The organism is Shewanella seohaensis (genome assembly GCF_023283775.1).
GTDB lineage: Bacteria > Pseudomonadota > Gammaproteobacteria > Enterobacterales > Shewanellaceae > Shewanella > Shewanella seohaensis.
Genome location: NZ_JAKILE010000010.1, coordinates 1 through 23,324, shown reverse-complemented (window position 1 = coordinate 23,324; position 23,324 = coordinate 1). Strand labels below are relative to the sequence as shown.

General features: G+C 49.0%; 15 protein-coding genes. 7 read left to right on the top strand and 8 right to left on the bottom strand.

The window, feature by feature from the left end; genetic code table 11:
* Positions 1-8 precede the first annotated feature (8 nt).
* Together L2713_RS12685 and L2713_RS12680 are read right to left on the bottom strand one after the other, a co-directional pair.
* Complete coding sequence (locus tag L2713_RS12685; protein ID WP_248968145.1) at positions 9-1,580, bottom strand: ATP-binding response regulator; 1,572 nt, start codon at positions 1,578-1,580, stop codon at positions 9-11.
* A complete protein-coding gene (locus tag L2713_RS12680; RefSeq protein WP_248968144.1) occupies positions 1,571-6,616 on the bottom strand; it encodes a response regulator in 5,046 nt (1,681 codons plus the stop codon). The genes L2713_RS12685 and L2713_RS12680 overlap by 10 nt, the downstream gene beginning before the upstream one ends.
* A 553-nt stretch (positions 6,617-7,169) precedes the next feature.
* Here L2713_RS12680 and L2713_RS12675 point away from each other — a divergent pair.
* On the top strand, positions 7,170-8,219 hold the full coding sequence (locus L2713_RS12675; RefSeq protein ID WP_248968143.1) for an HD-GYP domain-containing protein: 1,050 nt from the start codon (positions 7,170-7,172) through the stop codon (positions 8,217-8,219).
* A gap of 68 nt (positions 8,220-8,287) precedes the next feature.
* Positions 8,288-8,578, top strand: coding sequence for a helix-hairpin-helix domain-containing protein (locus tag L2713_RS12670; RefSeq protein ID WP_248968142.1), 291 nt, complete (start codon positions 8,288-8,290; stop codon positions 8,576-8,578).
* On the opposite strand, the gene L2713_RS12665 is transcribed toward L2713_RS12670, so the two are convergent.
* The 4 genes from L2713_RS12665 to L2713_RS12650 all read right to left on the bottom strand — a co-directional run bounded on the left by L2713_RS12665 (position 8,575) and on the right by L2713_RS12650 (position 13,436).
* Positions 8,575-9,693, bottom strand: a complete 1,119-nt coding sequence (locus L2713_RS12665) for an AI-2E family transporter (protein ID WP_248968141.1) — start codon at positions 9,691-9,693, stop codon at positions 8,575-8,577. The two genes, L2713_RS12670 and L2713_RS12665, sit on opposite strands and share 4 nt — an antisense overlap.
* Before the next feature lie 217 nt (positions 9,694-9,910).
* Positions 9,911-10,831 (bottom strand): TlpA family protein disulfide reductase, encoded by a 921-nt coding sequence (locus tag L2713_RS12660; protein WP_248968140.1) that lies wholly within the window; start codon positions 10,829-10,831, stop codon positions 9,911-9,913.
* A gap of 242 nt (positions 10,832-11,073) precedes the next feature.
* On the bottom strand, positions 11,074-12,228 hold the full coding sequence (locus L2713_RS12655; RefSeq protein WP_248968139.1) for a hypothetical protein: 1,155 nt from the start codon (positions 12,226-12,228) through the stop codon (positions 11,074-11,076).
* 146 nt (positions 12,229-12,374) lie between these two features.
* On the bottom strand, positions 12,375-13,436 hold the full coding sequence (locus tag L2713_RS12650) for an NAD(P)H-dependent flavin oxidoreductase (protein ID WP_248968138.1): 1,062 nt from the start codon (positions 13,434-13,436) through the stop codon (positions 12,375-12,377).
* Positions 13,437-13,824: 388 nt separating this feature from the next.
* Between L2713_RS12650 and L2713_RS12645 the strand changes: the two genes are divergently transcribed.
* Complete coding sequence (locus L2713_RS12645; RefSeq protein WP_248968137.1) at positions 13,825-14,238, top strand: DUF2541 family protein; 414 nt, start codon at positions 13,825-13,827, stop codon at positions 14,236-14,238.
* 57 nt (positions 14,239-14,295) lie between these two features.
* Positions 14,296-14,721: a DUF4156 domain-containing protein gene (locus L2713_RS12640; protein WP_248968136.1), complete on the top strand. Its 426-nt coding sequence runs from the start codon at positions 14,296-14,298 to the stop codon at positions 14,719-14,721.
* Between the two features lie 86 nt (positions 14,722-14,807).
* Here the strand turns inward: L2713_RS12640 and ubiA are convergent, their stop codons facing one another.
* Together ubiA and uvrD are read right to left on the bottom strand one after the other, a co-directional pair.
* On the bottom strand, positions 14,808-15,668 hold the full coding sequence (ubiA, locus tag L2713_RS12635) for a 4-hydroxybenzoate octaprenyltransferase (RefSeq protein WP_086903820.1): 861 nt from the start codon (positions 15,666-15,668) through the stop codon (positions 14,808-14,810).
* Positions 15,669-15,811: 143 nt separating this feature from the next.
* On the bottom strand, positions 15,812-17,980 hold the full coding sequence (uvrD, locus tag L2713_RS12630; protein WP_220057186.1) for a DNA helicase II: 2,169 nt from the start codon (positions 17,978-17,980) through the stop codon (positions 15,812-15,814).
* A gap of 171 nt (positions 17,981-18,151) precedes the next feature.
* On the opposite strand from uvrD, the gene L2713_RS12625 reads away from it, so the two are divergent.
* The 3 genes from L2713_RS12625 to L2713_RS12615 all read left to right on the top strand — a co-directional run bounded on the left by L2713_RS12625 (position 18,152) and on the right by L2713_RS12615 (position 22,925).
* Positions 18,152-19,072: a response regulator gene (locus tag L2713_RS12625; RefSeq protein ID WP_248968135.1), complete on the top strand. Its 921-nt coding sequence runs from the start codon at positions 18,152-18,154 to the stop codon at positions 19,070-19,072.
* A 243-nt stretch (positions 19,073-19,315) separates the two neighbouring features.
* Positions 19,316-21,286, top strand: a complete 1,971-nt coding sequence (locus tag L2713_RS12620) for a hypothetical protein (protein WP_248968134.1) — start codon at positions 19,316-19,318, stop codon at positions 21,284-21,286.
* A 694-nt stretch (positions 21,287-21,980) separates the two neighbouring features.
* Positions 21,981-22,925 (top strand): hypothetical protein, encoded by a 945-nt coding sequence (locus tag L2713_RS12615; protein ID WP_248968133.1) that lies wholly within the window; start codon positions 21,981-21,983, stop codon positions 22,923-22,925.
* Positions 22,926-23,324 lie beyond the last annotated feature (399 nt).

Here is a 23,324-nt window from a genome sequence, read left to right as displayed (position 1 = left end):
TGCCTTTATCACTCGGCGACCACGGCATCGACGGCGGCGGGTAGACGTAGCTCAACTCGAGTCAGTAACTTAGTATCATCCACCACGAGATTAGCCTCGCCCTTTTGTGCCCGAGCAAACAAACGCGCCGCATAGGTACCTATGCCTAACCCCTCGGCCTTGCCTTGAGTGACATATTTTTCCCAAAACTGTTCACGGATATCGACGGGCACGGCGCCTGTGTTTTCGATAGCGATCAGTACATCACCTTCCTGGCGCGATAGCGAAATCGCCACCTTAGTCTTAGGGCGCGCCGCCTCGAAGGCATTTTTTAGCAGATTGAACAGCATAGGATGGCAGAGCTTAGGATCGCCCATCACATCGAAGCTGCTGCAAGGGTCTTCGTCGGGTAACAAATACGCCACTAACTGTTTGCTGTGAAAGGTTAGCTGCGCCGCCTGCAGCAACTGCTTAAGCATCTCATGCACCGAAAACCACTCGGCATCTAAGGAATATTGCCCCGCCTCGATACGCAGAATATCCGAGGTCAAATTCACGGTATTAATCGACTGTAATGCCAGTTCATCGACCAAATTAATCTTGGGCAGCCACTCCTTAGGACAGCTTTTATCCTGCGCGAGCTTTTGCGCCAGCGCGCTGATGGTCGCCAGCGGATTTTTAAGATCGTGGCTCATGATGCCATCGGCATTGTCTTTTAGCTGTGCCAGACGCTGCATCTCGTCGCACTCTTGCTGTAATGTCCGCTGGCGCTGCATTTGCGTCAGCACATTCGCCAATTTGAGCTTTAAGATTTCCGGCTGTACTGGCTTAGTGAGGTAATCTATCGCGCCGCCTCTAAGCCCCTGTAGATGGTGCTCAACCTCACCGAGGGCACTGACAAAGATCACTGGGATCTGCGCCGATTTAGGCTCAGATCTCAAGGCTTGCAGCACTTGATGCCCGTCCATCTCGGGCATCATCACATCTAACAACACCGCATCGGGCGGCGTCGCCGATTGGCAAATTTTTAGCGCCGCCTTACCGTCCTTGGCAAACAGCACCTTATATTCGTCATTTAAGAGCCCCGCCATAAAGGCCAGATTATCCGGCATATCATCGACCACCAGCACCACATTCAAGGCAGGTGCGGTTTCAGTTGTCGCCGTTGTTTCTACTTTGGCCGCCATCGCTGAAGATAACGCGACTTGAGTGCGTTTATGCCGACGCGTGAGCGCCTGTAACACTCTGCCCTGCAAGGTTTTAGAGTTAAAAGGCTTAGCGATAATGTCTGCGACATGGTATTGCATCGCCACATCCACTAAACCTCGATGGGCATTGGCCGTCACGAGGATAATGGGTAAGTCCCGCCATTTTTCCTGCTGACGCAGACTCTCGAGTAACTCTTGGCCATCACCATCGGGCATGCTCCAATCCAGCAGCAACAACTCTACCTGATGACGCTGTAAGACATCCAAGGCTTGGCGACCGCAATCGGCCTGTAACACTTGACCAAAACCGAGTTGCCGCAGCTGCTCGGCCATAATCTTACGCAGGGCATCCATATCCTCGACGATCAAACACTGCATCTGACCTAACTGCATACTTCCTCCTGCGCTAATTTAAGTGTGTGCAGTCGCGTTAATGCCTGTTCAAAATCAAACAGTTCAACATCCATTTTTAACTGTTTAAGCACACTCGCCTGGGACTGAAACTGCGGCGCATGGATAAGCTTATTCACCCATTCCAAGGCATTGGTGTTGTATTCCAGCAGGCTGTTTTCTAATTGCTCCATCAGCCCAGTTAAGGCGTCATCATCCAGACAGCTTTCATCCTTAATGTTGAGCTGTTGATGCCAAAGCTCCAAGCCATTGACCAAACACTGCAATTCGGTTTGTAGCGCCAACAGTTGCTCGTGTAACTCCACGGTAAAACTCTGCTGCGCCGTGTGGCATTGCTGCTCGAGTTCACCGGCTTGGCGGCTGATCTCCACCGCCCCGACATTGGCGGCAACGCCCTTTAAGGTGTGCAAGCTTAAGCGCAGCTCATCGGCATTTTCGTCCTGCCAGGCGCGCTGTTGCTGCCCGAGCAGTGTCTTGCTGGTGTTGAGAAATAACCCCAACAAATGGCTGTAGAGCGACTCATTGTGATCGCAAAGCGCGAGGCCATTGTGAGTCTGTAAGCCATCGAGCTGCGGCAGGCCATGGCCTGTGCTCGCTCGCTTTAATACCAAGGGCACAGGTTTACGCTGCTTTGGCGTTATCCAGCGCGCCATCACAGTGTAGAGATCCTTCACATGCACAGGTTTAGTAATTTGGTCATTCATCCCCACCGCCAGCGCTTTTTCAATGTCACCGGACATGGCATTGGCCGTCATGGCTAAAATCGGTAGATTGGCAAATTCGGGCAATTCGCGGATCCTGCGAGTCGCCTCGTAACCATCGAGCACTGGCATCTGGCAATCCATAAGCACACAGTCGAAGTACTGCAGCTCGATGCGCTCAATGGCCTCAAGCCCATGATTCGCCACTGTGACATTCACGCCCGCTTGGCGTAATAGCTCTACCGCCAGCTCCTGATTGAGCTGATTATCCTCAACCAGTAACACCTCAGCCCCCGCTAACTGAGTCTTCAGGGCGTGCAGAGAGTGGTCCTGCTGCACTTGTCTGCCATGCTCATTGTTGTGTCCCAGCAGGGATAACAGGGCATTACCTATGGCAATAGGCGTCAGGGGTTTCGTTTGTGACAGCACTCTTGGGTTATTTTCAATCAGCGGCCTTAGGGTGTCTTGGTCGCTAAGGTTACCAATCAGCAGCATCCGCGAATCGGGATTGGCCATTAGCGCAGCCAGTAACGCTGGGCTAAATGCACTGTAATCACAGAGCACAAGCTGGCGTGTACCTGAGTGGTTAAGCGATTCAATCACGCTATCAGGGTCGGCCACTGAGACCTGCATTTGGGCCGATATCCCATGTTCTGTGAGTAACGTTTCTAATCTAGGGTGCAGCCCGACTAACTTAGCGGTTTCGCCCGCTAAGGCATCGAATTGCGACTTAGGCTCATAGGTATCTGCACAGTTGAGTGTGATCCTGAGGTAGAAGCGGCTGCCCACGCCAAACTCACTCTCACACCACACCTCGCCGCCCATCAAATGGGCGAGGCGCTTACAAATGGCCAAGCCAAGCCCGGTGCCGCCATATTCCCGAGAGGTCGAGGCATCGACTTGTTCGAATGAGCCAAATAGCATCCCTTGTTTTTGCTCGGGAATACCAATACCAAAATCTTCCACGCAGAAGGTCAGCTCGACCTCATCCCCCTGTTGCGTACTCTGACAACTTAACACCACACTGCTGTCGTCGTGGGAAAACTTGACCGCGTTATTGCAGTAGTTGATCAGGATCTGCCCCAAGCGCAGGCCATCACCATGGTAATAACGGGGCAGTTCGGGCGGCAGATCGAAGATAAACGCCATGTTTTTCTCTTCGACCTTGTAACTCACTACATTGGCCAAGTTAGACAGCACATCGTCGAGATCGAATACCGTGCATTCGATATCCATCTTCTCGGCCTCAATCTTGGAAAAATCCAAAATATCGTTGAGTATGCCCAGCAGCGAGCCTGCGGCTTGATGCACCTTGCCCACATAATCCCGCTGCTTACTGTTCAGCTCTGTCTGTAGCACGAGATACGACATCCCCAGAATCGCATTCATCGGCGTGCGGATCTCGTGGGACATATTCGCTAAAAAGTCCGACTTGGCGTGGTTAGCCGCCTCAGCCGCCTCTTTGGCTATGGCCAGTTCGTCCTGAATCGACTTAGTGTCGGTAATGTCTAAAGCCCAACAAAGGTTAGCATTTTGGCCATCCTGCACGGTGTGATAGGAGGTCAGCAGCACATCGCGGCGCTGGCCATGGGCATCAAACAGTTGCGTCTCAAATACGGTACTGTCTTGGCTTAAATCCAATTCGCGGATATGGCAGCGGTAGTCATCGGGCTGCACAAAAATCCGATAAACCGATTGCCCCACCTCTAGCCCCGTCATCTCGGTAATTTGCTCATTCACATAACGGCAAACCCCTTCGATACAGATCCAGACCCCGATCGGGCTTCTGCCTAACACGTGTTTCAGCAAATCCCGCTCACGCTCGAGCAGGGCATTCATTAACTTTCGTTCCGACAAATCGTGGTACGACCCCAGCACAAATAGCTCGCCATTGAGCTCGATACGCTTGAGTGTCACGTCTACGTGAATAACCTCGGCGGCCGTGTTAATAAAGTCGGCCTCAAACTTAAGCTGCCCTTGGTCTAACACGGTTTGCAGACGTTGCTCAAACACGCTCTGATTTAAAGCATCGTCGCCCTGCTCGGGGTAATAGACTAAGGTGCGCTGACCAATGAGTTGGTGTTTACTCTGATACTTGAGCAATGACAGCAGTGCACTGTTGCACTCGATGATCACCCCCTGACTATCGGTAATCACACAGGCATCGACCGCCGAATCAAACAGCGCTTGAAACTTATGCATGCTTAGGCTTAGCTGCTGCTCGGTGTGGATCCGCTGCACGATATCTTTATTTAATCGTCTGTTGCGCAAGCTAAAAAGAAACAGCACCAGCAAAACCGCCACGGCAATCCGCACCGCCCAGTCGAATACTTTCTGCTTCTTTATCCCTAGGTCATATTGCACATTCACCCAGCGGTGCTGAATTTCGCGCGCCTTATCCTGCGGGATTTGTGCAAAGGCTTTATCTAAAATGCTTTGCAGTTCGGGCCAGTCCTTACGTACCCCCATCGAAATCCCAAAGCGGTAGTCACTGGCCGCCGCAATTTGCAGGCGATTAAAGGGAGGCGACTGAAGTAAGTGCGCTGTACTTGGGAAATTAACGAAGGCCGCATCGACCTGACGCTTATCCACCGCCGTTAAGGCTTGCTCCAAGTTACTGACGGGGACCAGCACTATGTCGGGATAGTCTTCGAGTAGCTGCGTGTGGGTAATATCACCGGCTACCACGCTGACCGATTTGCCCTTAAGGCTCTCAAGGCTGTTGGGATGCTCGCCCTCGATGTGGGTCACTATCACCGGCGGATACTGATTTAAGGCATCGGTAAATAACATCCACTGCTCACGTCCAGAGCCTGCCGAGGCCAGCGATAACATATCCACTTTATGCTGCTTAAATTCCTCTAGCGCTTGCTGCCAGGAACCTTCGTTATAGGTCTGGAAAATCAGCGGCACCACACGGCTGATTTCGGCAAGATAGTCCGCCATCATGCCGCGGTGAATACCGTTTTCATCAATAAAATCAATCGGCGCAGAATGGGGATCCACGCCCACCCTGATGATGGGATTGTTGTTGATAAAGGCCCTTTCCTCTACGGTGAGCATGCTCATAAAGCGGTGCACATCCATATTCGGGATCAGCGCGCCTAGGCGAAAATCGACCAGAAACAGATTTTTATTGAGCGCCAACGAGACTCGGGCGAAATCGGGCTGCAGTGAGTCAAAGTCGAGTAACTCATAGTAATCGTTATAGTTATTAGGGCTGATGATCAAAGGTGTAATTAAAAACTCCGCCCCCTTGGAGCGAATATCCACCCCATTTAAATAATCGAACAGCAGCACGAGACCAAATGCGCCCTGAAACTCCACGCCACCGACCCCCGCGGCGATAGCCCCCTTTTGGATCCCTTGGGCGAGCTGATGATCCCAGCTTAACGAAGCAATATGGGGAATGGGCCGCAGCGGATTGGCTTCGGCCTCATGGCTTACCGCCAATGCCATAGTGGTATTCATGGCAATCACGGTATTGATATTAGGATCCTGCTGTATGGCTTTAAGATAAGCCTCACGCGCCGCAGGCGCCGTCCAGTCGGTGTTCACTACTTTGAGCTTGGCATTGGCAAATTGCTTGTTGACCGCAGTTTTCAGCTCAGCTGTACGCTTTTGCACATCGTGATTATCTTTATTCCCCGCGAGTAACAGCACATTCATGCGCTCGGCAGCGCTTTCCTGCTCAAACATTTTTTCGAGTAGGTTTTGCCCAAGGTTGTTGTTATTCATCGCCACTCGGCCAATCCAGTTGGCATTTTGTGTGCGCAGAGACAATGAGCTTTGGCTAAATTCAGAATTGATGGTGACTACAGGGATATGCTGCTGATTTGCCTCGGTTAAAAGCGCCTGCCCCTTGCCAGCAACGGGGACAAAAATAATCCCAGAAACATCGTTAGCTATCGCCTCACGGCCCAGCTTGAGCAAAGTGTCTGGCGTGCCATCGCCGTAAACAACGTCGAGCTGGATATTGAGATCCATCGCCGCAATTCTGGCGAACTTAGCGATTTGGTGCCAAAAGGGTCTATCGGATTCCAAGATCATACTCACCCTATGGCTATGGGCGAGTTTTTGCGCCGGCGTCAACTGAGCCAGCGCCTGACGATGTTGCAGCATCGATGACTCATTAGCCAGCGCAGCATTGGGCCATACAGACAGTAGCGCGGCTGATAACAGCAAGAGACCCGCACAATAGCCCAGTGAAACGAGTGGCTTACAAGGGTGCGCTTGGTATTGACCCCAGCCGAGGGCGGCCAAGACTTGTCGAATGGTCCTGTGTATACGACCTGATGAAATGCCAAAAACGGCCATAACTTTTCCTCTTAGGTTAAGTTTCTTACCGTCCCGTTGGTATGAATGGTGTATTAAGAATGAGAAGACGAAATGCGAACAGCTAAAACACGGAGGATCTTATGGGATCCGAGATCATGGATGGAGCACTCTGTTGGCCAGCGTTTCACCGGGCCAAAGGCGCTTTCGCTCATAAAACAGACAACAATTGTAAAAAAAACCGTATCAACTAAAAAGTATCAATACCTAAAAGTGTGAACAAAACAGGCCAAAAGATACAACATGATACATTTTTTTGGGGTATTATCCTGTTAGTACAAGATTTAACCAGCCGTTAAATCCGCAATATTTTTCCGTCAAGCTTACAGCTACCGCCATCATATAACCTGAAAAATGAAAATGTAGACTTCATATTTTTTATGATGATTTTCATATTGTTATATTGATTCTTCATGGAATTAAGCAGCATTAACCGCCTAGTTTGGCACTGGCATTAACGGGGACGAATTGAGGCTCTCTCAGCATCGTCGCCGGATTAATACGGGAAACCAACCGACACAGTTGAGGCGAAACCATGACTCCATTTGTAACAAAGCCCACCCTATTAGTAGTGGATGATACTCCTGACAATATTCAGATCATTCATGGGATCCTGTCGGCGCACTATACGATCCGCGCCGCAACATCGGGTGAGAAAGCGTTAAAACTGGCCAGCACCCATCCATTACCAGAGTTAATCCTACTCGATGTGATGATGCCTGAGATGGACGGCTTCGAAACCTGCCGCAGGCTCAAACGCGATCCTGTGACCAGCAAGATCCCCGTGGTGTTTGTGACCGCCAAGACAGATACCATAGACGAGCAAACCGGGTTTGAACTCGGCGCCGTGGACTATATTTCCAAACCCATCAGCCCAGCGGTACTCAAGGTTCGGACTCAAACCCATTTAGCCTTGAGCAATCAAGCAAGGCAGCTCGAAGCACTGGTTCAACAACGAACCCAAGAGCTTGAATCGACGCGCCATAAGATTATTCAAAAGCTTGGGCTGGCGGCAGAATATCGGGATAACGAAACGGGATTACATATCTCCCGTATGAGCCATTATGGGCGTATTCTGGCCGAGCAAGTCTGCGACTCCCAAGCTTGGTGTGAGATGTATTTTACGGCGCTGCCGATGCACGACATCGGCAAAATTGGTATCCCAGATTCGATCCTATCGAAACCGGGTAAGTTAACCGATGATGAGCGCCAGCAAATGCAGCAACATACCAGTTTTGGCGCGCAGATCCTCGATGACGAAAACGATCCCTTGTTATCCCTTGCGCAGGAAATCGCCCTCCACCACCATGAACGATGGGACGGAACTGGCTATCCCCATGGGCTGGCAGGCGAGCACATTCCATTAAGCGCCCGTATTGCTGCGGTTGCCGATGTGTTCGATGCACTCACCTCAGACCGCCCCTATAAAGTGGCGTGGAGTACTGAGCAGGCCTTTGATTACATTCAAGAAAACTCAGGGACTCAGTTTGACCCTCAGTTGGCGCAGGTCTTTATCGCCTGCAAGGCGCAAATACTGCAAGTGCAGCGACGTTTTGCCGAGCCAGCGACCACTGTCACCCATTGAAAGTCTGACCAAGTGCTTCAGAACGAGGTAGACTCCTAGAACATGGGTGCAACGGATAGGGATAACAAATGAATCCAGCAAAAGTGGTACGCGCTAAGGTCGTGCAATTAACGGATTTACCGAATATAGGTAAAGCGAGCGCGGCGGATTTACGCCTGCTCGGCATAGAGACACCGGCGCAATTGCTGGGGCAAAATCCCTACCAGATGTATCGCACTCTGTGCGACAAAACCGGCCAAAGACACGACCCCTGCGTACTGGATGTGTTTCTGTCTATCACCCGCTTTATGGCGGGTGATGACCCTAAACCTTGGTGGTATTACACCGAAGAGCGCAAACAGACATACGGCCAGCTTTAATCTGCATGCTTTGGCAGTATCTCTTGGGATGCGGATGCCTGAACCTCAGGTGAGTCAGGCTCGGTACTGGGATCGTCCCTTAACCATTCGCGCCAAATGGCAATCAGCAACGCCATCAACACAGGGCCGACAAACAGACCAACAAACCCCATGGTTTTCACCCCGCCAATCAAACCGAAAAAGGTCGGCAAGAAGGGTAATTTGATTGGCCCGCCAACCAAATTAGGTCGCAGCGTTTTATCGACAATAAACAGTTCGATACTGCCCCAGAGGAATAAGCCCACCCCTGCTGTCATGTCGCCGGTGCCGACTAAGTACAGTGAAATCAAGGTGAACATGGTTGGCGCACCACCGGGCACTAAGGCCATAAACGCGGTCAACACCCCAAAGGCCACGGCCGAAGGTACACCAGCAATCCAGTAAGCAATCCCCAACACTATGCCCTCGCCGATGGCGATAAGTGTCATGCCTATAACGGTTGAACTCACAGTCGCAGGCACCACGCGGGAGAACCTATGCCAGCGTGCAGGAAGAATGCGCTCGCCAACAATATCCAACTGTTTAGCCACCGATTCGCCATCTTTATATAAGAAAAACAAGGTGATCAGCATAAACAGCAAGGTCAGCAACAGGCCCAAGGTATTCCAGCCCAATTGCAGTACCCAACGGGAAATACCACTCAGATTCTGGCCGCTGATCGCGCTGACTATCTTGCCCAGCTCATGGGGTTCACCGATAAACTGCTGCCATTGCAGGGTGAGCCACTCGCCAATCCAAGGTAGATCCTTAATCCACAGCGGCACGGGAGCGCCATGCTGGTTGGCATACACCAGCCACTCCACCCAGGCTCTAATCTCTTGTAAAGCATAGGAAAATACAAAAATCAGCGGCGTGATAAGCCCAAGAATAATCAAGACTAAAGCTATGGTGGCTGACAACGCCGAGCGACCACCGCATTTAGCCATTAATTTTTGATACAGCGGCCAACTGGAGAAGCAGACGATCAGGGCGGCCAAGGCGGGCACTAAAAAGTCGATAAAAAAGAAAACACCAGCACACAGCAATAAAATCAATAGGGTACGACCCACCGCAGCATTACTGATAATCTGTGCCATCCACAAACTCCCACAATAGAATCCAACAACAAGGTGGAAAACTTGGCAGAGTGCCAAGCAACAACCAGCCTTTGGGTGTTCCCCATTCTGTGAGCCAGTTTATTGCGCAGTGCTTTCCATGGGCAACGACATTTAACTAAAGCGTGAGTAGTGTATCAGTGCTACTTGTATCCCCAAAGGCCTTCGAATGTCTCGAAGGCCAAATGGTTGAAAATCCCTATGGCGCAACCTTGAGCCTTGCGACAATTTTCTCTGGTTGGCTAAAATCGGTAATACGCTCAATGACTTTACCGTCTTTCACCCAAAGCAATGTCGGGATGTTGCGGATACTAAAGTGATTAAACAGCACGCCTAATTCATCAATACTAAAATCGACGCGTGAAGGATAGAGCTGTTTAAAATCGGCGAGGGCTTTATCGTCCGTCCACAGATGATTCACCACCCCATGCCAAGCTTTGTTCGGCAACTGTTGCGCTAGGTTGTCTAAATCTTTCTGGGCGGCAACACAGGCCTTAGACATTTCAGGACGACTCTCTGCCAAATACCAATCACACCAAGTGGCGGTAAAAAACAGTAAATGCTCACCTTGCTCCCAAGGTTTCAGCAATTTAGCCGTTTGTTCAGGGTTTGGTGCATCTGTAGTTTGTGCCGTGAGTTCTTGGCCATTGGCCAACATATCGATAAATTTATCGAGGTTCGCATCCGACTCATGGCTAGTGTAAACCACTTCGCCCGCGCGATTGATTAACACGCTATAGGGCGTCCCGACCAAGCCTAGGGCCACACCCAATTCGCCCTCGTTGTCTAGCCAGATTGGCATAGTCAGACCGAAACGTGAGATCACTTCGGCTATCTTAGGTTGTTCTTCGTTGATATTGATATTCAGGGCAAGGATATTGACCTTGTCCTGATACTTTTTCTGCAATTCCTCAAAATGCGGCATCTGCTCCATACAGGGCTGACACCAAGTTGCCCAAAACTTAAGGTAAATCGGCTTATCGCCAGCGATGTTTTTTAAGGAGGTTTGCTGTTGATCTGGATAGGTTTTTAGCACTATATCTTGATAGCTTTTATCGGCAGCAAAAGTGGAAAAACTGATAAGGGCGAGACAGGTAACTATGATTCGACGTAACAACATTAGCGTTATCCTTTCAGGTGGAGATCGCTCGCAACCACAAGGGTTGGTCGTGATATTCAGCCAGTGACATAAGCAATTACTGAGAACAAATACCAAGTGAAGCAGAGCGGCATTGCAGGACTGAGCCGCCCGGCCGCCAGTATAAATGAATAGGCTTATATTTTAGCCATGTAAAATATAAGCCTATTTGAGCAGAAGCGACGCGCCGATTGCACCAAGGCCGCGAACTCATTTTCTTCTCGCTACGATACCTTATCTAGCACAACACTTGGGGTTAAGGTATCGGCTAACGCTTGAGGGGCCTCGACGACTAAGTTAACCACAGTCAATGACTCAGGTAATTGCCCCATCCCGCCGTAATAAACTTGTGGCCGTTTAAATATCAGCTGCACATTCGCCTCACCACGACCTAGGGTTAAGATTTCGGGTACGTCACTAGGCGTGGGGTCCCCCTGTGAGGTCTGCGACACAGAACTGCTAAAGTGCCCTAATTTCAGTTCACTAATCTGCGTGAAATCAACGGCCATAAAGCCCCACATACCGTTATTAATGATGAGCTTACCCGCCCTTTGGTAGAGCGAGTAATAACGGCTGATCCGATAATTTGCCGCCATTAATAGGATGGAGTACAAAAGCAACCCCGAAACAAATAGTGCCGCAATATGGCTTATTCCATCGAGTAAGCTGTAGCTCACCGCTGAGGCGGCCATTAACCCCACGATGATAACCAAGGCATGCCAAGGCTTAGCGCTGAGCAAGTTGAGTGAGCCAATGGCCTCTGGGTGACGACGGGAAAAGTAAGGAATAGCGTAATACCAACTGGCGGGCTCAGTGGCGAGGATCAACCCCAATGTTAACCTCTTCTCGTCGGCACTTGGCGGCAAACCAGACTCTGACGGCTTGTCGGGATGAATTGACTCTATTTTTTCCGTTTCAGCACTCGGCTCAGGCTGCGCCATTGCGACATACTGCTCAACGATAGTTAATCTTGGATCTCCCGAAGCCTTTCTCGCCTGCCATAAGCCCTTAATAATGCTCACCATCAAGTACAGCTCAATAATGAGTAATACCGCAATAATGGGGTAACGTAGCCAAGCGATAAACTCGAAATACTCAGCCACTTCATGTGGATAGCTAAGCCTAGCCATCAGGCTACTCAAACTTAACACAACCAATATCTTCCACGGCTTTTGCGCACCTATTTTGATAATCCAATACCAATAAAGCACTGGCAACAACACAAAATAGAGCACCGTCACTACGGCTAAGGATAAGGTTTCGCGCGTGTTTGTAAGCTGCTCCGGCAGCAAATGAAAGCCTAGGACATATACCGCAATCATCAGTACCAGAAAGGCAATACGGTATTTAGCTTGGCGTCTAAGTCGGATTTTTAGCATTTAACATCCCTATCAACGAGCATATTCAATATAGGGATGCGGCTCGATACACCTCATCCCCATGATAATGAACACCAAACTCCTCACTTGGCTTAGTAGTGATATGGGGAGTGACGGCCATGGAGACAAGGTTGAGTGAGAAATAATCAGCTAGATAATAACCCCATCACCCCTAAAGCCAGCTGCCGCGTCAGCTCGGCTGCGGGAATGTTTCGACAACCACTGGCATTTTGGCCGCACCATAGCGGACTAAAATCACCAAATCCTTGCCGCTCCGCCGCCGTTCTTAAGCCTGCAACGGCTGAGGATGCCAAGGGGAAATCTGGCACAGCCTCATTTATCGGTCCCATTTCGGCCATCAAGCGGTTCACTATGCCGCGAGCGGGTCGACCGGAAAATAAATTAGTCAGTGCCGTATGCTGAGCGGCGTCGCTTTGCAGCGCCTCACGATGAATGCTGCTGGTATTGCACTCGGGGCAGAGTAAATAGGCCGTCCCCACTTGCACCGCCGAAGCGCCCATCGCCATGGCAGCGCGCACTGTGGTGGCATCGACAATGCCGCCGGCGGCAATCACCGGAATATCCACCGCCGCAATCACCTGCGGTAATAGACTAAAAGTCCCCTGCTGCTCGGTTAAATCCTCGGATAAAAAGTGCCCTCTGTGCCCGCCCGCCTCTAGACCTTGGGCAATAATCGCATCGGCGCCGCGAGCCTCGAGCCAAAGTGCCTCCTCGACTGTCGTCGCCGTGGAGATAACTTTTGAGCCCCAAGATTTGATTTCCAGCAGCAATTCTTCATCGGGCAGCCCAAAATGAAAACTCACCACCTCGGGCTTAAATTTGGCTAACACCTCGGCCTGCGCCTTGCTGTAGGGTGTGCGCTGGGCGCCAGCGGGCTGCGCACTCGGGTCGAGATTAAATTCAGTGAAATAGGGCGAGAGCTGTTCGAGCCAAGCCGCTTGCTTGGCCGCCTGCGGTAAAGGCTCACTATGGCAAAAAAAATTTACATTGATAGGTTTAGTGGTATTGCTGCGGATTTCGGTTAACTCAGCCTCAAGCGCCTCGAGGGATAACATGGCACAGGGCAAGGAGCCCAATCCGCCCGCCTGCGATACTTCAATCGCCAGTGCACTACCCTGCACGCCCGCCATCGGGGCTTGAATAATCGGAAACTGGATCCCAAACAATTGTGTTAGTCGGCACGGCATACTTCACCTCCATTGAATAAATCCTGTAGCCACTCGCGCCAGTCTTGCTTACCGCGAATACGGCGATAAGCGAGCGAGCCGAGTACGAGTTGTCACAATCTACCAGAAAAATGCATACGACATACAGCATTTGGCCGATAGTGAAAAATTGGCACTTTAAATCAGCCCTTTAAATAGGATGATAAAATGTCATCATTTAATGGATATTTCAGTCTAATTAAAAACAAAAATAATATAACCAAAATAACAATGACATTTGTATCAAAGTAAAAAACACTTATCGAAACTTCCTAAAAAATCACGTGATATCCGCCGCATTCACCAATTAAAAAACTATTTAGGGATATTTAAATCCCTTATGATTCGCCCCCATTTTTTGGAGGCCATAATGTTATTAAAATCCAGTCTATTTTCGACGACCATCATCCATCGACTCATTCTTTGTTTACTACTCGCGTTCACCACATCCGTTGCCCACGCAAAAGATGATAAGGACGATGAAATCACCCTAGGTCGAACCCTGTTACTCGGCATAGGTGATCATCCTGCCACCATCCCGCTTATCATTTGTAGACAAGCAAAGTACATTAAAATCAAGGCAGAAAGAGATGTCAGCGTTGAGCGCGTCGTAGTGACCTATGGGGATGATAAAACCCGTACCGTCCGCTTTGATACCGATATCGAAAAGGATAAACACTCGGAGTGGAAATCACTCGGTGCGCGCCGCTGTGTGAAAAAAATTGAGGTATATGGAAATTCAGACCGCAGTAAAGCGGGTATTAAAGTATTAGGTCGTAAGTAAGACTTATCTATTTAATTATTCCATCTTTATTCAATATTGGAATTGAGCAATATATTAATGAATTTTCGTGCAATATTATTGTTATTACTCGGTATTAATTTGACCGCATGTGTGACTTTTCCAACCGAGGAGTCGGCACAGGTTAAAATATTATGGGAAAACTCTGTCGCTATTGAAAACTGTACCTATAAAGGCACTGTCATTGGTTCACAGGGACATTTCTATGACTATTGGTTACACAGTGATAGGGATATGGTGTGGGGTACTCTCAACGAGCTGCGTATCAAAAGCCATGCCCTCGGCGCCGATACGGTTTATCTCTATCAACCGCTTAAGTTTTTAGGCTCAGTGACTATGATGGGAAATGCTTACCAATGTGCAGAGACTCAATCTTCTGAGGCCGAAGCTTCTGAGGATAAAGCTTCTGACGCTCTAGATTCGACAAGTCTGCCGTCGCAGATGAATAGCGTATCGAGTCAATGAGTTGAACGTTGAGCAGGCTTTTAATGAGTTTTGAGCGGCTATCAGGCGACACGCCTGATAGCACTCATACAAACGGAGAGGGAAACTTAAAACAGGTAATCGGCGCCTAAACCAACAAACAGTGCTAATCCCGCCCAGTTATTGTTGAGGAAGGCTTTAAAGCAAGGAGCTCTTTCGCGGCCAAAAATCAACATCTGTTGGTAAGTGCTAAAACCAACAAAGGTAAGTAGTCCTAGACCATAGAGCAGGCCACGGTCGGCACTCCAACCCGCGGCGATAAAACACAGCAGCGCGGCAAATTGAAATAACCCAATGATTTGGCGATCGTATTGGCCAAACAAAATCGCGGTCGATTTGATACCGACTTTTAAGTCATCATCCCTATCGACCATGGCGTACATAGTGTCGTAGGCCACAGTCCAGAACCAATTGGCGGCAAATAACCACCAGGCTTCGATGGGCACTTCACCGGTTTGCGCCGCATAGGCCATGGGAATAGACCAGCTCCACACCACGCCCAAAAACATCTGCGGCATGTTCGTTACCCGCTTAGTAAAGGGGTAGATAATGGTGAGGATAATGCCGACAACAGAGAGCTTAACCACTAAACCGTTGAGCAGTAACACTAAACCAAAAGCAGCTAAACCTAAGATCACAAACAGCAATAGCGCTTCTTTGGTGCTGATTTCGCCACTGGCGAGGGGACGGGATTTAGTGCGTTCAACGTGGGAGTCGAGGTCGCGGTCGGCATAGTCGTTAATAATGCAGCCACAGGCGCGCATGATCACCACACCGATAATAAAGATAATCAACACTTTAATATCGGGCATTCCACCCGCAGCTAACACTAGCGCCATTAAACAGGGCCAGAGCAATAACAAGGTGCCGATAGGACGGTCGAGTCGAGTCAGGCGGGAATACACGTCCCACTTCTGCTTTAGATTCATTAACTAGCTACTCCCAAACCTAATTTTTTATCTCGGTTGCTAGGGCGTGTTGACGTTTCAGGCTAAGCATCATATACCCTAGCTACCTTTTAAGCGAATTTGTGCAGACTCAAGCTGTCACAAAATCATGACATTGGCGTCAATCAACGCGCCTCTAAACGCGCGTAGGCGACCACCAGCCACTTACTGCCAAAATCACTAAAATTCACCTGTACCCGCGCCTGTGCGCCACTGCCTTCGAAGTTAGTCACTTTGCCGTCACCAAACTTGGGATGATGCACCCTTTGGCCGACACTAAAGCCAGTATCGTTGGCGACCGCCGACTTTTGCGCACTGAAGCGATTATTGGCCATCGGCGTTGACACCTGCGCCTTTAAGCGAATTTCGTCCACATATTGCGGCGGAATTTCCTTAATAAAGCGCGATGGACGGGCATAATCTTCGCGGCCATAAATACGGCGGGATTCGGCATAGGTGATATAGAGTTTTTCCATCGCGCGGGTCATGCCCACGTAACAGAGGCGGCGTTCCTCATCGAGTCTGTCGCCCTCTTCGAGCGCCATCTTACTCGGGAAGATCCCCTCCTCGACACCCGCCATAAACACCATGGTAAACTCAAGCCCCTTAGCCGAGTGCAGTGTCATCAACTGTACGGCATCGGTAAAGGCATCGGCCTGACCTTCGCCAGCCTCTAAGGCCGCGTGGGATAAGAAGGCGTTAAGCTCGCCCATATCCTCAAGCTCCTCTGGCATTTCGAAGGTGCGCGCCGCAGTGACGAGTTCCTCTAAGTTTTCGATACGGGCGTGGGCCTTTTCGCCTTTCTCCGCCTCGTACATGGCCTTAAGCCCAGAGGCTTGGATCACTGTGTCCGTCATCCGGTACAGCGCCATATCCTGAGTTTCTTCCTGCAGGGTGACGATAAGATCCATAAAGCCACGTACCGCAGAGGCGGCGCGGCCAGCGAGCACTTTTTCATCCAGCAAACGTAAACAAGCCTGCCACAGGGTGAGTTCCTGCTGACGGGCGGTTGAACGCAGAATATCTAAGGTGCGATCGCCAATGCCGCGGGGCGGTGTATTGACCACGCGCTCGAAGGCGGCATCGTCATTTTTATTGCTGATTAGACGCATATAACCCATAGCATCTTTAATCTCTTGGCGTTCGAAGAAGCGCAGGCCACCGTAAATACGATAGGCTAAGCCTTTGTGTAATAAGGCTTCTTCGAGCACACGCGACTGGGCATTCGAGCGATATAAAATCGCGCAGTCACTTAAATTGCCGCCTTTTTCGTACCAATCATTGATACGGCCGACAATAAAGCGCGCCTCGTCCATTTCGTTAAAGGCGCAGTAGAGCGAAATCGGCTCACCATCGGCTTCGTCGGTCCACAACTCTTTACCTAAACGCTCGGGATTGTTGGCGATAAGGGCGTTCGACGCCTTCAAAATATTGCCCTTGGAGCGATAATTTTGCTCGAGGCGAATCGTAGTCGCCGTCGGGAAATCCCGCAGGAAGCGGTGCAGGTTTTCAACCTGAGCGCCGCGCCAACCGTAAATGGATTGGTCGTCGTCACCCACTATCATCACGTTGGCAGTTTGGCCGGCCAACACACGGATCCAGGCATATTGAATGGCGTTGGTATCCTGAAACTCGTCCACCAGAATATGCTTAAAACGCTCCTGATAATGCGCCAGTAAATGCGGTTTATTGAGCCATAACTCGTGGGCACGCAGCAGGATTTCGGCAAAGTCGACTAAACCTGCACGGTCGCAAGACTCTTGATAAACCTGATAAATCTTCAGCAGGTTTTGCTCAATCGGAAAACCACCCGCATCGATATGCTTGGGCCGCAAGCCTTGGTCTTTCTTGCCATTGATATAGGCCTGCGCCTGACGGGGAGGATATTGTTTTTCATCCAGATTCAAACTTTTAAGGATGCGTTTCAGCAAACGCAGCTGATCGTCCGAATCGAGAATTTGGAAGCTTTGCGGTAATCCCGCATCTTGGAAGTGAGTGCGTAACAGACGATGCGCTAACCCGTGGAAGGTACCAATCCACATCCGTCCCATATTGGTGCCAGCGACCTTCTCCACCCGCTCACGCATCTCGGCCGCGGCTTTATTGGTAAACGTCACGGCTAAAATCGAGTAAGGACTCTGCTGTTCAACCTGCATTAACCACGCGATACGGTGGGTTAACACCCGCGTTTTACCACTGCCTGCGCCCGCAAGCACTAACATGCTGGATTGCGGTGCCGCGACAGCCTCGCGCTGTTTATCATTCAGGCCGTCTAGTAAAGAAGATACGTCCATTCTCGCCTCCAAAAAATCGAGGGGGCAGTATAACAGAAGAAGCGCCCAAGGCATGCCACGAGTTTGAGCTCAATCACAGACAATTCATTTGACTCGAGGGCCAAGTTTGACTTGAATTGATCGATACAATTTATTAACAACTAAAGTATGACTCGATGCCAAGGGACCTGAATGCATTATTGTTTTAACGCTTTTGTGTTGGATACCCAGAACCGAACCTTATTCTGCAACAACCAAAGGCTCCACTGTGACGAGCGCGTTATCCTGTTACTCGCAAAGCTAATCGACGCCTATCCCGCCCATTGCGATCAGGCCTGCTTGCTCGAACATATTTGGCCCAATACAGTGGTGAGCAGTTGGTCCGTCGCAAGATTAATCTCTGATACCCGTAAATTATTTGAGGCAGCGGGCCTTAAGGTGCCCATTATTCAAACCTTGCATGGCCGAGGGTATCGGCTCTCCCCCGATATCGCCGCCATTATTCGCTCCGATGCCGTCGCTAATAGTTTTGCCGCTCAAGACCACTCACTCGCAATAACAGATAACGCCACCAGCGCAGCCAACTCGAATACACTTCAACCCGCGCAAAAAAAGCCCTATTTCACCCTGCCGGGATTAGTCTTGATTGGTATCTTGTCGAGCGCAGTGCTTGCCCTGCTCTATCACAATCAGGCTGAACGCAACGGCCAATTAGTGTTGGCCGAGCCGCAAAACGTAAAAGCACGCATATTGTGGGTCGATGATCACCCGGAAAATAATCAGGCCGAGCGCCAGTTTTTAGAGCAAAAAAAGATTGGGGTTTACACCACCAAAACCAGCAGCGATGCACTCACACTGCTGAGTTTGTATAGCTACGATGCTATTATTACCGACATGGGCCGGGGTACAGATCCCCTCGCCGGTCTGAAGCTGATGCAGGCAATCCGCGAGCGTGGCATTAACACGCCCATTTACCTCTACACTATCATGCCCTCCGAGGCGCTAAGGCAAAAAGCCCGAGAACATGGCGCGCAGGACATCGCCGTCGAAGCCGAAGACTTATATCAACACTTGATGCCACTCATCCGTTATGCCGACGAAGGCATGGAGTAAAGCCGCGCTCAACCTCAACAAATTTTGCTTCAATCTATTGATATTATTCATTTTCAAAAACATTCAATAAGTTTCAAAGACAAAATCCCTCCCGAGGATTTATATCTTGTTCAGGGTTCAGCACCTGAACCCTTCTGCCGATCGCTATCGCCCGTGCCCCAATGATGACTAACGACCATCCCGCTATGTGGGATAGCGAGTTGTTGCTGATATTTGCTCAGTAGCCTAAAAGGAATTTACATAATGAAGCCAATCTATCGACTCACGGTTCCCATTCTCTTAGGTCTCACGCTCGGTGCCTGTGGCGGCGGTGATGATGACGATGAAGATCCTAGCCCCATTGAATCCCAACAGTTTGCCATTAAAGGGACAGTAAAAGGGCTGACCAACACTCTAAAACTCACCCTACAAACCAATGGCCAGACAGTAGAAACGCTTTCTGTTCAAAGTGATGGCACAGATAAGGCCTTTGCATTTTCGAATATGCAGAATGAAGGCGTTAGCTTTGCCATTACCGTTAATACGCAGCCAACGGCACAAACCTGTACCGTCACCAATGGCAGCGGCACCTTAAGCCAAAGCAATGCCGAAACCGCCCTCGTCACCTGTGAAACCAATGCTAATGCCGAATTAACCGGGATCTTTAGGGACAGCCCAGTTGCCGGGATCCATTATCAAACCGACAGCCAAACCGATGGCACCACCAGCGATATTGGTGAGTTTCAATACTTACAGGGGGAACAAGTCACCTTTTCGGTCGGCGCGATTCAGTTTCCCAGCACAGCTGCCAGCGCACTCGTCACTCCCACCGAAATTGCAGCGGGCAATGTGATCACAAAGGTAAATATCCTGCAACTGCTGCAGACTTTAGATCAGGATTGCGATGTCGAAAATGGCATTCAGATTAAAAGCTCACACCATGATCTGCTCGCCAATACCGTACTGGATATCAGCAGTACCGATTTTGATTCCCAACTCAACACCGCCTTTGCCAGCCTCGGCTCGGGTTTGAGTCTTATCGGTGAAGCCCAGGCCCTCAGCCATTTTGATAATTCAAATCGTAATCTGTTGCTGGGTAGCTGGCTGCTGTCGGAGGGAGAGGGCCAAAGCAATATTCTGACCTTTATCGACCATAGCCGTTACCTATTGATCCACGAAAGTTCTGGCGATGGTGGCCAAGCGGCGGCCTCGGTCGAATACGGTAATTACACTTGGGACAGTGTGACAGGCAGCTTCAGTGTCAGCCTTATCGGCCAATCTGACGGCTCCGGCGGCCTGTACGATGGCAGCAGTGTCGTCAATAAGGCAGAGGTCAGTTTAACCACCCTCAAGCTGACCCTCACGGATAATGGCGCCAGCAATATCACGCTCACACGTATCGAAGATGCTAGCGATGCGTTAATCGGCACTTGGCATGTGTACGACCCCGAAACCGAGAACGACAGCTTTGTGACTTTCCTGCCCAATCAAGCCTATGCCATTGTGCATACCGCCAACTCCGACAGCTATGAGGGTCAATCCCCCCAAGCACAATCGGGAGAATTTGGTCATTACGTCAAAGATGCCAGTGGCTATAAGTTTACCGCCAGTGTCGAGTCCGACGGCCCTAATGGTCTCTATGATGCCCAGTCGGCTGACGCCCATCAGTTTTCATCCATCAGCACCAACCAATGGGGCGAGATGATGGCGACTGAAAATGGCCCAGACGACGGTACTTTCACCTTAGATAAGGTCGGCAGTTTTGTGACTGAGTTGGTCGATAAGCCTTCTGCCGCCGCAGGTACCAGCCTTGGACGCATCACCTCGGTACGGGATATCGAAGGCTTTAGCTACGACGCCACCGTCAATCGCCTGCTGCAATTCGACTTAACCTTTGCCACGGACACACAAAACCGCTGCACCACCGAGTTCGCCAATGGCCAATGCGGCGCACGTTATAACATGCTGGTACAGAATGTGTCCGAGAATGATATGGGGGATGTGATTGGCGACATCAGCCTGAACGAAGTCACCAGCAATGCCCAAGTGAACAGCGATTTTTATATGACGACCGCTGGCACACTGCACTTTGCCTTTAGTGGCAGTCAGACGATGACCATCAGTCCTTTGTTAGGCAAATCTTGCCAAGGTAATCAACGCGCCTTAGTGAGTTTAACCGATACCAGCAATAACCAATCGCTTTGGTTAGTCGAGTTAACCCCAGCCGCCCTATAGCTAACGCTATCTTCCCTTTGTCGGGCTATGTTCTTCCGTAGTCCGGCATTTTTTATTCTAAAAACTATGAAATCTAGCGAAGAACGCAATTACCTATCGAACCGCGAGAAATCGACCTATATGGGCTGATTTATTTTCTATCACCACCTGAACCTTTTGTGATTTCAAAAGCTGTAAATAATGATTAAGCACTTTCATTCCAGTGACACGCCGCCTTTTTATTTAAGAAGAAGTATCCCTATAGGCTCGACGACGGCATCTGATGTAAAAGGATTTACGAATGTCGCGATCACATGGATGTGAAAGAGCGACCATGCCGTAGACGGTCACTTACATGCCAATGCTTAATCTTGCCAACCCCAACAGTAATCTGAACCCTTTCTTACAAGCATGCACTCTATAAATTTAACAATGGGTGGCTCGTTGATTCCTAGAATTAGATAAAGCCACGCCACTGACCGCTGCATGATAGCCGCTGAAATGGATATTAGCTCCAGTGTACAGGCTAAGCTGGTGCCGCTGGATTATATGATGAAGGATATGAATACTTATAAGGTTGTGAAGGGAAATATACGGATGACTAAAGTAGAATCGAGAGAGCTAATATAATATCGAACTATGTTTTTATAAAGTATTTAATTTAATACATGCTGACTGTATCCTCCTGTAATACTAAGAGTGGAGATACTGTATAATGGAAAGTAAAGTGCAAGCTGACAATAACACTAAAATTGATTGGCCAAAAGTTTTTTATGAGATTTTTGTAAATAAAAGTGGGGTTCACTTTGCTTACATAATAGTAATCTTGGTGTCAGTTTTGATTTTTTTGTTCACTTATAATTTCGCTGAAAATAAGGAATTAGTTGCTTATTTGTCATTTGCTGCAACTATATCATCACTAATTCTTGCAACTTTTGCTATTTTTTATGCTGTTCATTCAAATAGTGGTATTTCGAAGTTGTCTAGCGAGTTGGGTGGAATTTCTGCAATTCTAAAAGAATCATCAGATGACATTAGAATATCGAGTGAAAAACTAAACGGTATTACCTTTGAAATTAATACTGCGATGAACGGGCTGTCAGCTAAACTTGATATAATGCCAAAAACAATTACTGATAGCTTTAAAGGTATTAAAGAAAGCGCATTTTCAGTTGATGGTAATGATGGTGAGACAGTTAAATCAACCCAAAGAGCAACGGAGTTTTTGAGTAAGGAATCACTTGAGCCATTCATTAAATCCCTTGCTTTATCACCAAAAATGTATCTCTTTTATTCATTGTTGTCATATAAAAGTGGCGAGATAATAGATGCAGAACAGTTTCACAAAGTTTTTAATGATGAATTTTTTGGAATAATGTCCATTTGTTCTGTATTTAATACTCTTAACTTGTTTAAAAATACAATCGTCTTTGATAAAACTCGTAATAGAATGATTATTACGATTACTAAATTTAATGAAGTTTTCGAAGAATTATTACTTAAAGAACTAGACTCTGTAATAGAGCGCGAAATGGAAAATGACAACTTCAAGTCATCTTTTGCATTCCGAACCATAGCTAAGTGTTATCAAAAATTTGACGAATATCTAACTCCTGATGCATATATATTTCTTAAAGAAGTAGCTCAAAATAAAAAGTGAGGTACCCGTTAAAAGGTACACTTTTCTCCAACCCAAAATCCTAGTATACCTATAAACTCACTTAGCCAACTCTGTGAAGCGTAGGCACGTTAACTCGGACAGCTGATCTAGGCATCAATTATTAATTTTCCCAGCGGCTAGCACGAATCAATGTTTATCGAGAAGTCAGACAAGACATCCACTACTCTTTATTGCTTTAAGTGACCAACAGACAACTCAACAATCACAGTAATACACCATCCCCTCGGAGTTGCCGCAGGGCGATTAGACAAATTGCGTGAGTCTCGCCATGGATAATGGAATGGACCCATCCACTTTTAATCGGCCTCGCAATGGGCCACGATGTAGTCGCTAAAACTCATCAGAAAGAGGACGGGTCCACCTATGAAGATTACTACA

Excerpts from the sequence above, each read along its gene's own strand:
- L2713_RS12685 (WP_248968145.1), bottom strand. The coding sequence starts at position 1,580 with ATGCAGTTAGGTCAGATGCAGTGTTTGATCGTCGAGGATATGGATGCC.
- L2713_RS12680 (WP_248968144.1), bottom strand. The coding sequence starts at position 6,616 with ATGGCCGTTTTTGGCATTTCATCAGGTCGTATACACAGGACCATTCGA.
- L2713_RS12675 (WP_248968143.1), top strand. The coding sequence starts at position 7,170 with ATGACTCCATTTGTAACAAAGCCCACCCTATTAGTAGTGGATGATACT.
- L2713_RS12670 (WP_248968142.1), top strand. The coding sequence starts at position 8,288 with ATGAATCCAGCAAAAGTGGTACGCGCTAAGGTCGTGCAATTAACGGAT.
- L2713_RS12665 (WP_248968141.1), bottom strand. The coding sequence starts at position 9,693 with ATGGCACAGATTATCAGTAATGCTGCGGTGGGTCGTACCCTATTGATT.
- L2713_RS12660 (WP_248968140.1), bottom strand. The coding sequence starts at position 10,831 with ATGTTGTTACGTCGAATCATAGTTACCTGTCTCGCCCTTATCAGTTTT.
- L2713_RS12655 (WP_248968139.1), bottom strand. The coding sequence starts at position 12,228 with ATGCTAAAAATCCGACTTAGACGCCAAGCTAAATACCGTATTGCCTTT.
- L2713_RS12650 (WP_248968138.1), bottom strand. The coding sequence starts at position 13,436 with ATGCCGTGCCGACTAACACAATTGTTTGGGATCCAGTTTCCGATTATT.
- L2713_RS12645 (WP_248968137.1), top strand. The coding sequence starts at position 13,825 with ATGTTATTAAAATCCAGTCTATTTTCGACGACCATCATCCATCGACTC.
- L2713_RS12640 (WP_248968136.1), top strand. The coding sequence starts at position 14,296 with ATGAATTTTCGTGCAATATTATTGTTATTACTCGGTATTAATTTGACC.
- ubiA (WP_086903820.1), bottom strand. The coding sequence starts at position 15,668 with ATGAATCTAAAGCAGAAGTGGGACGTGTATTCCCGCCTGACTCGACTC.
- uvrD (WP_220057186.1), bottom strand. The coding sequence starts at position 17,980 with ATGGACGTATCTTCTTTACTAGACGGCCTGAATGATAAACAGCGCGAG.
- L2713_RS12625 (WP_248968135.1), top strand. The coding sequence starts at position 18,152 with ATGCATTATTGTTTTAACGCTTTTGTGTTGGATACCCAGAACCGAACC.
- L2713_RS12620 (WP_248968134.1), top strand. The coding sequence starts at position 19,316 with ATGAAGCCAATCTATCGACTCACGGTTCCCATTCTCTTAGGTCTCACG.
- L2713_RS12615 (WP_248968133.1), top strand. The coding sequence starts at position 21,981 with ATGGAAAGTAAAGTGCAAGCTGACAATAACACTAAAATTGATTGGCCA.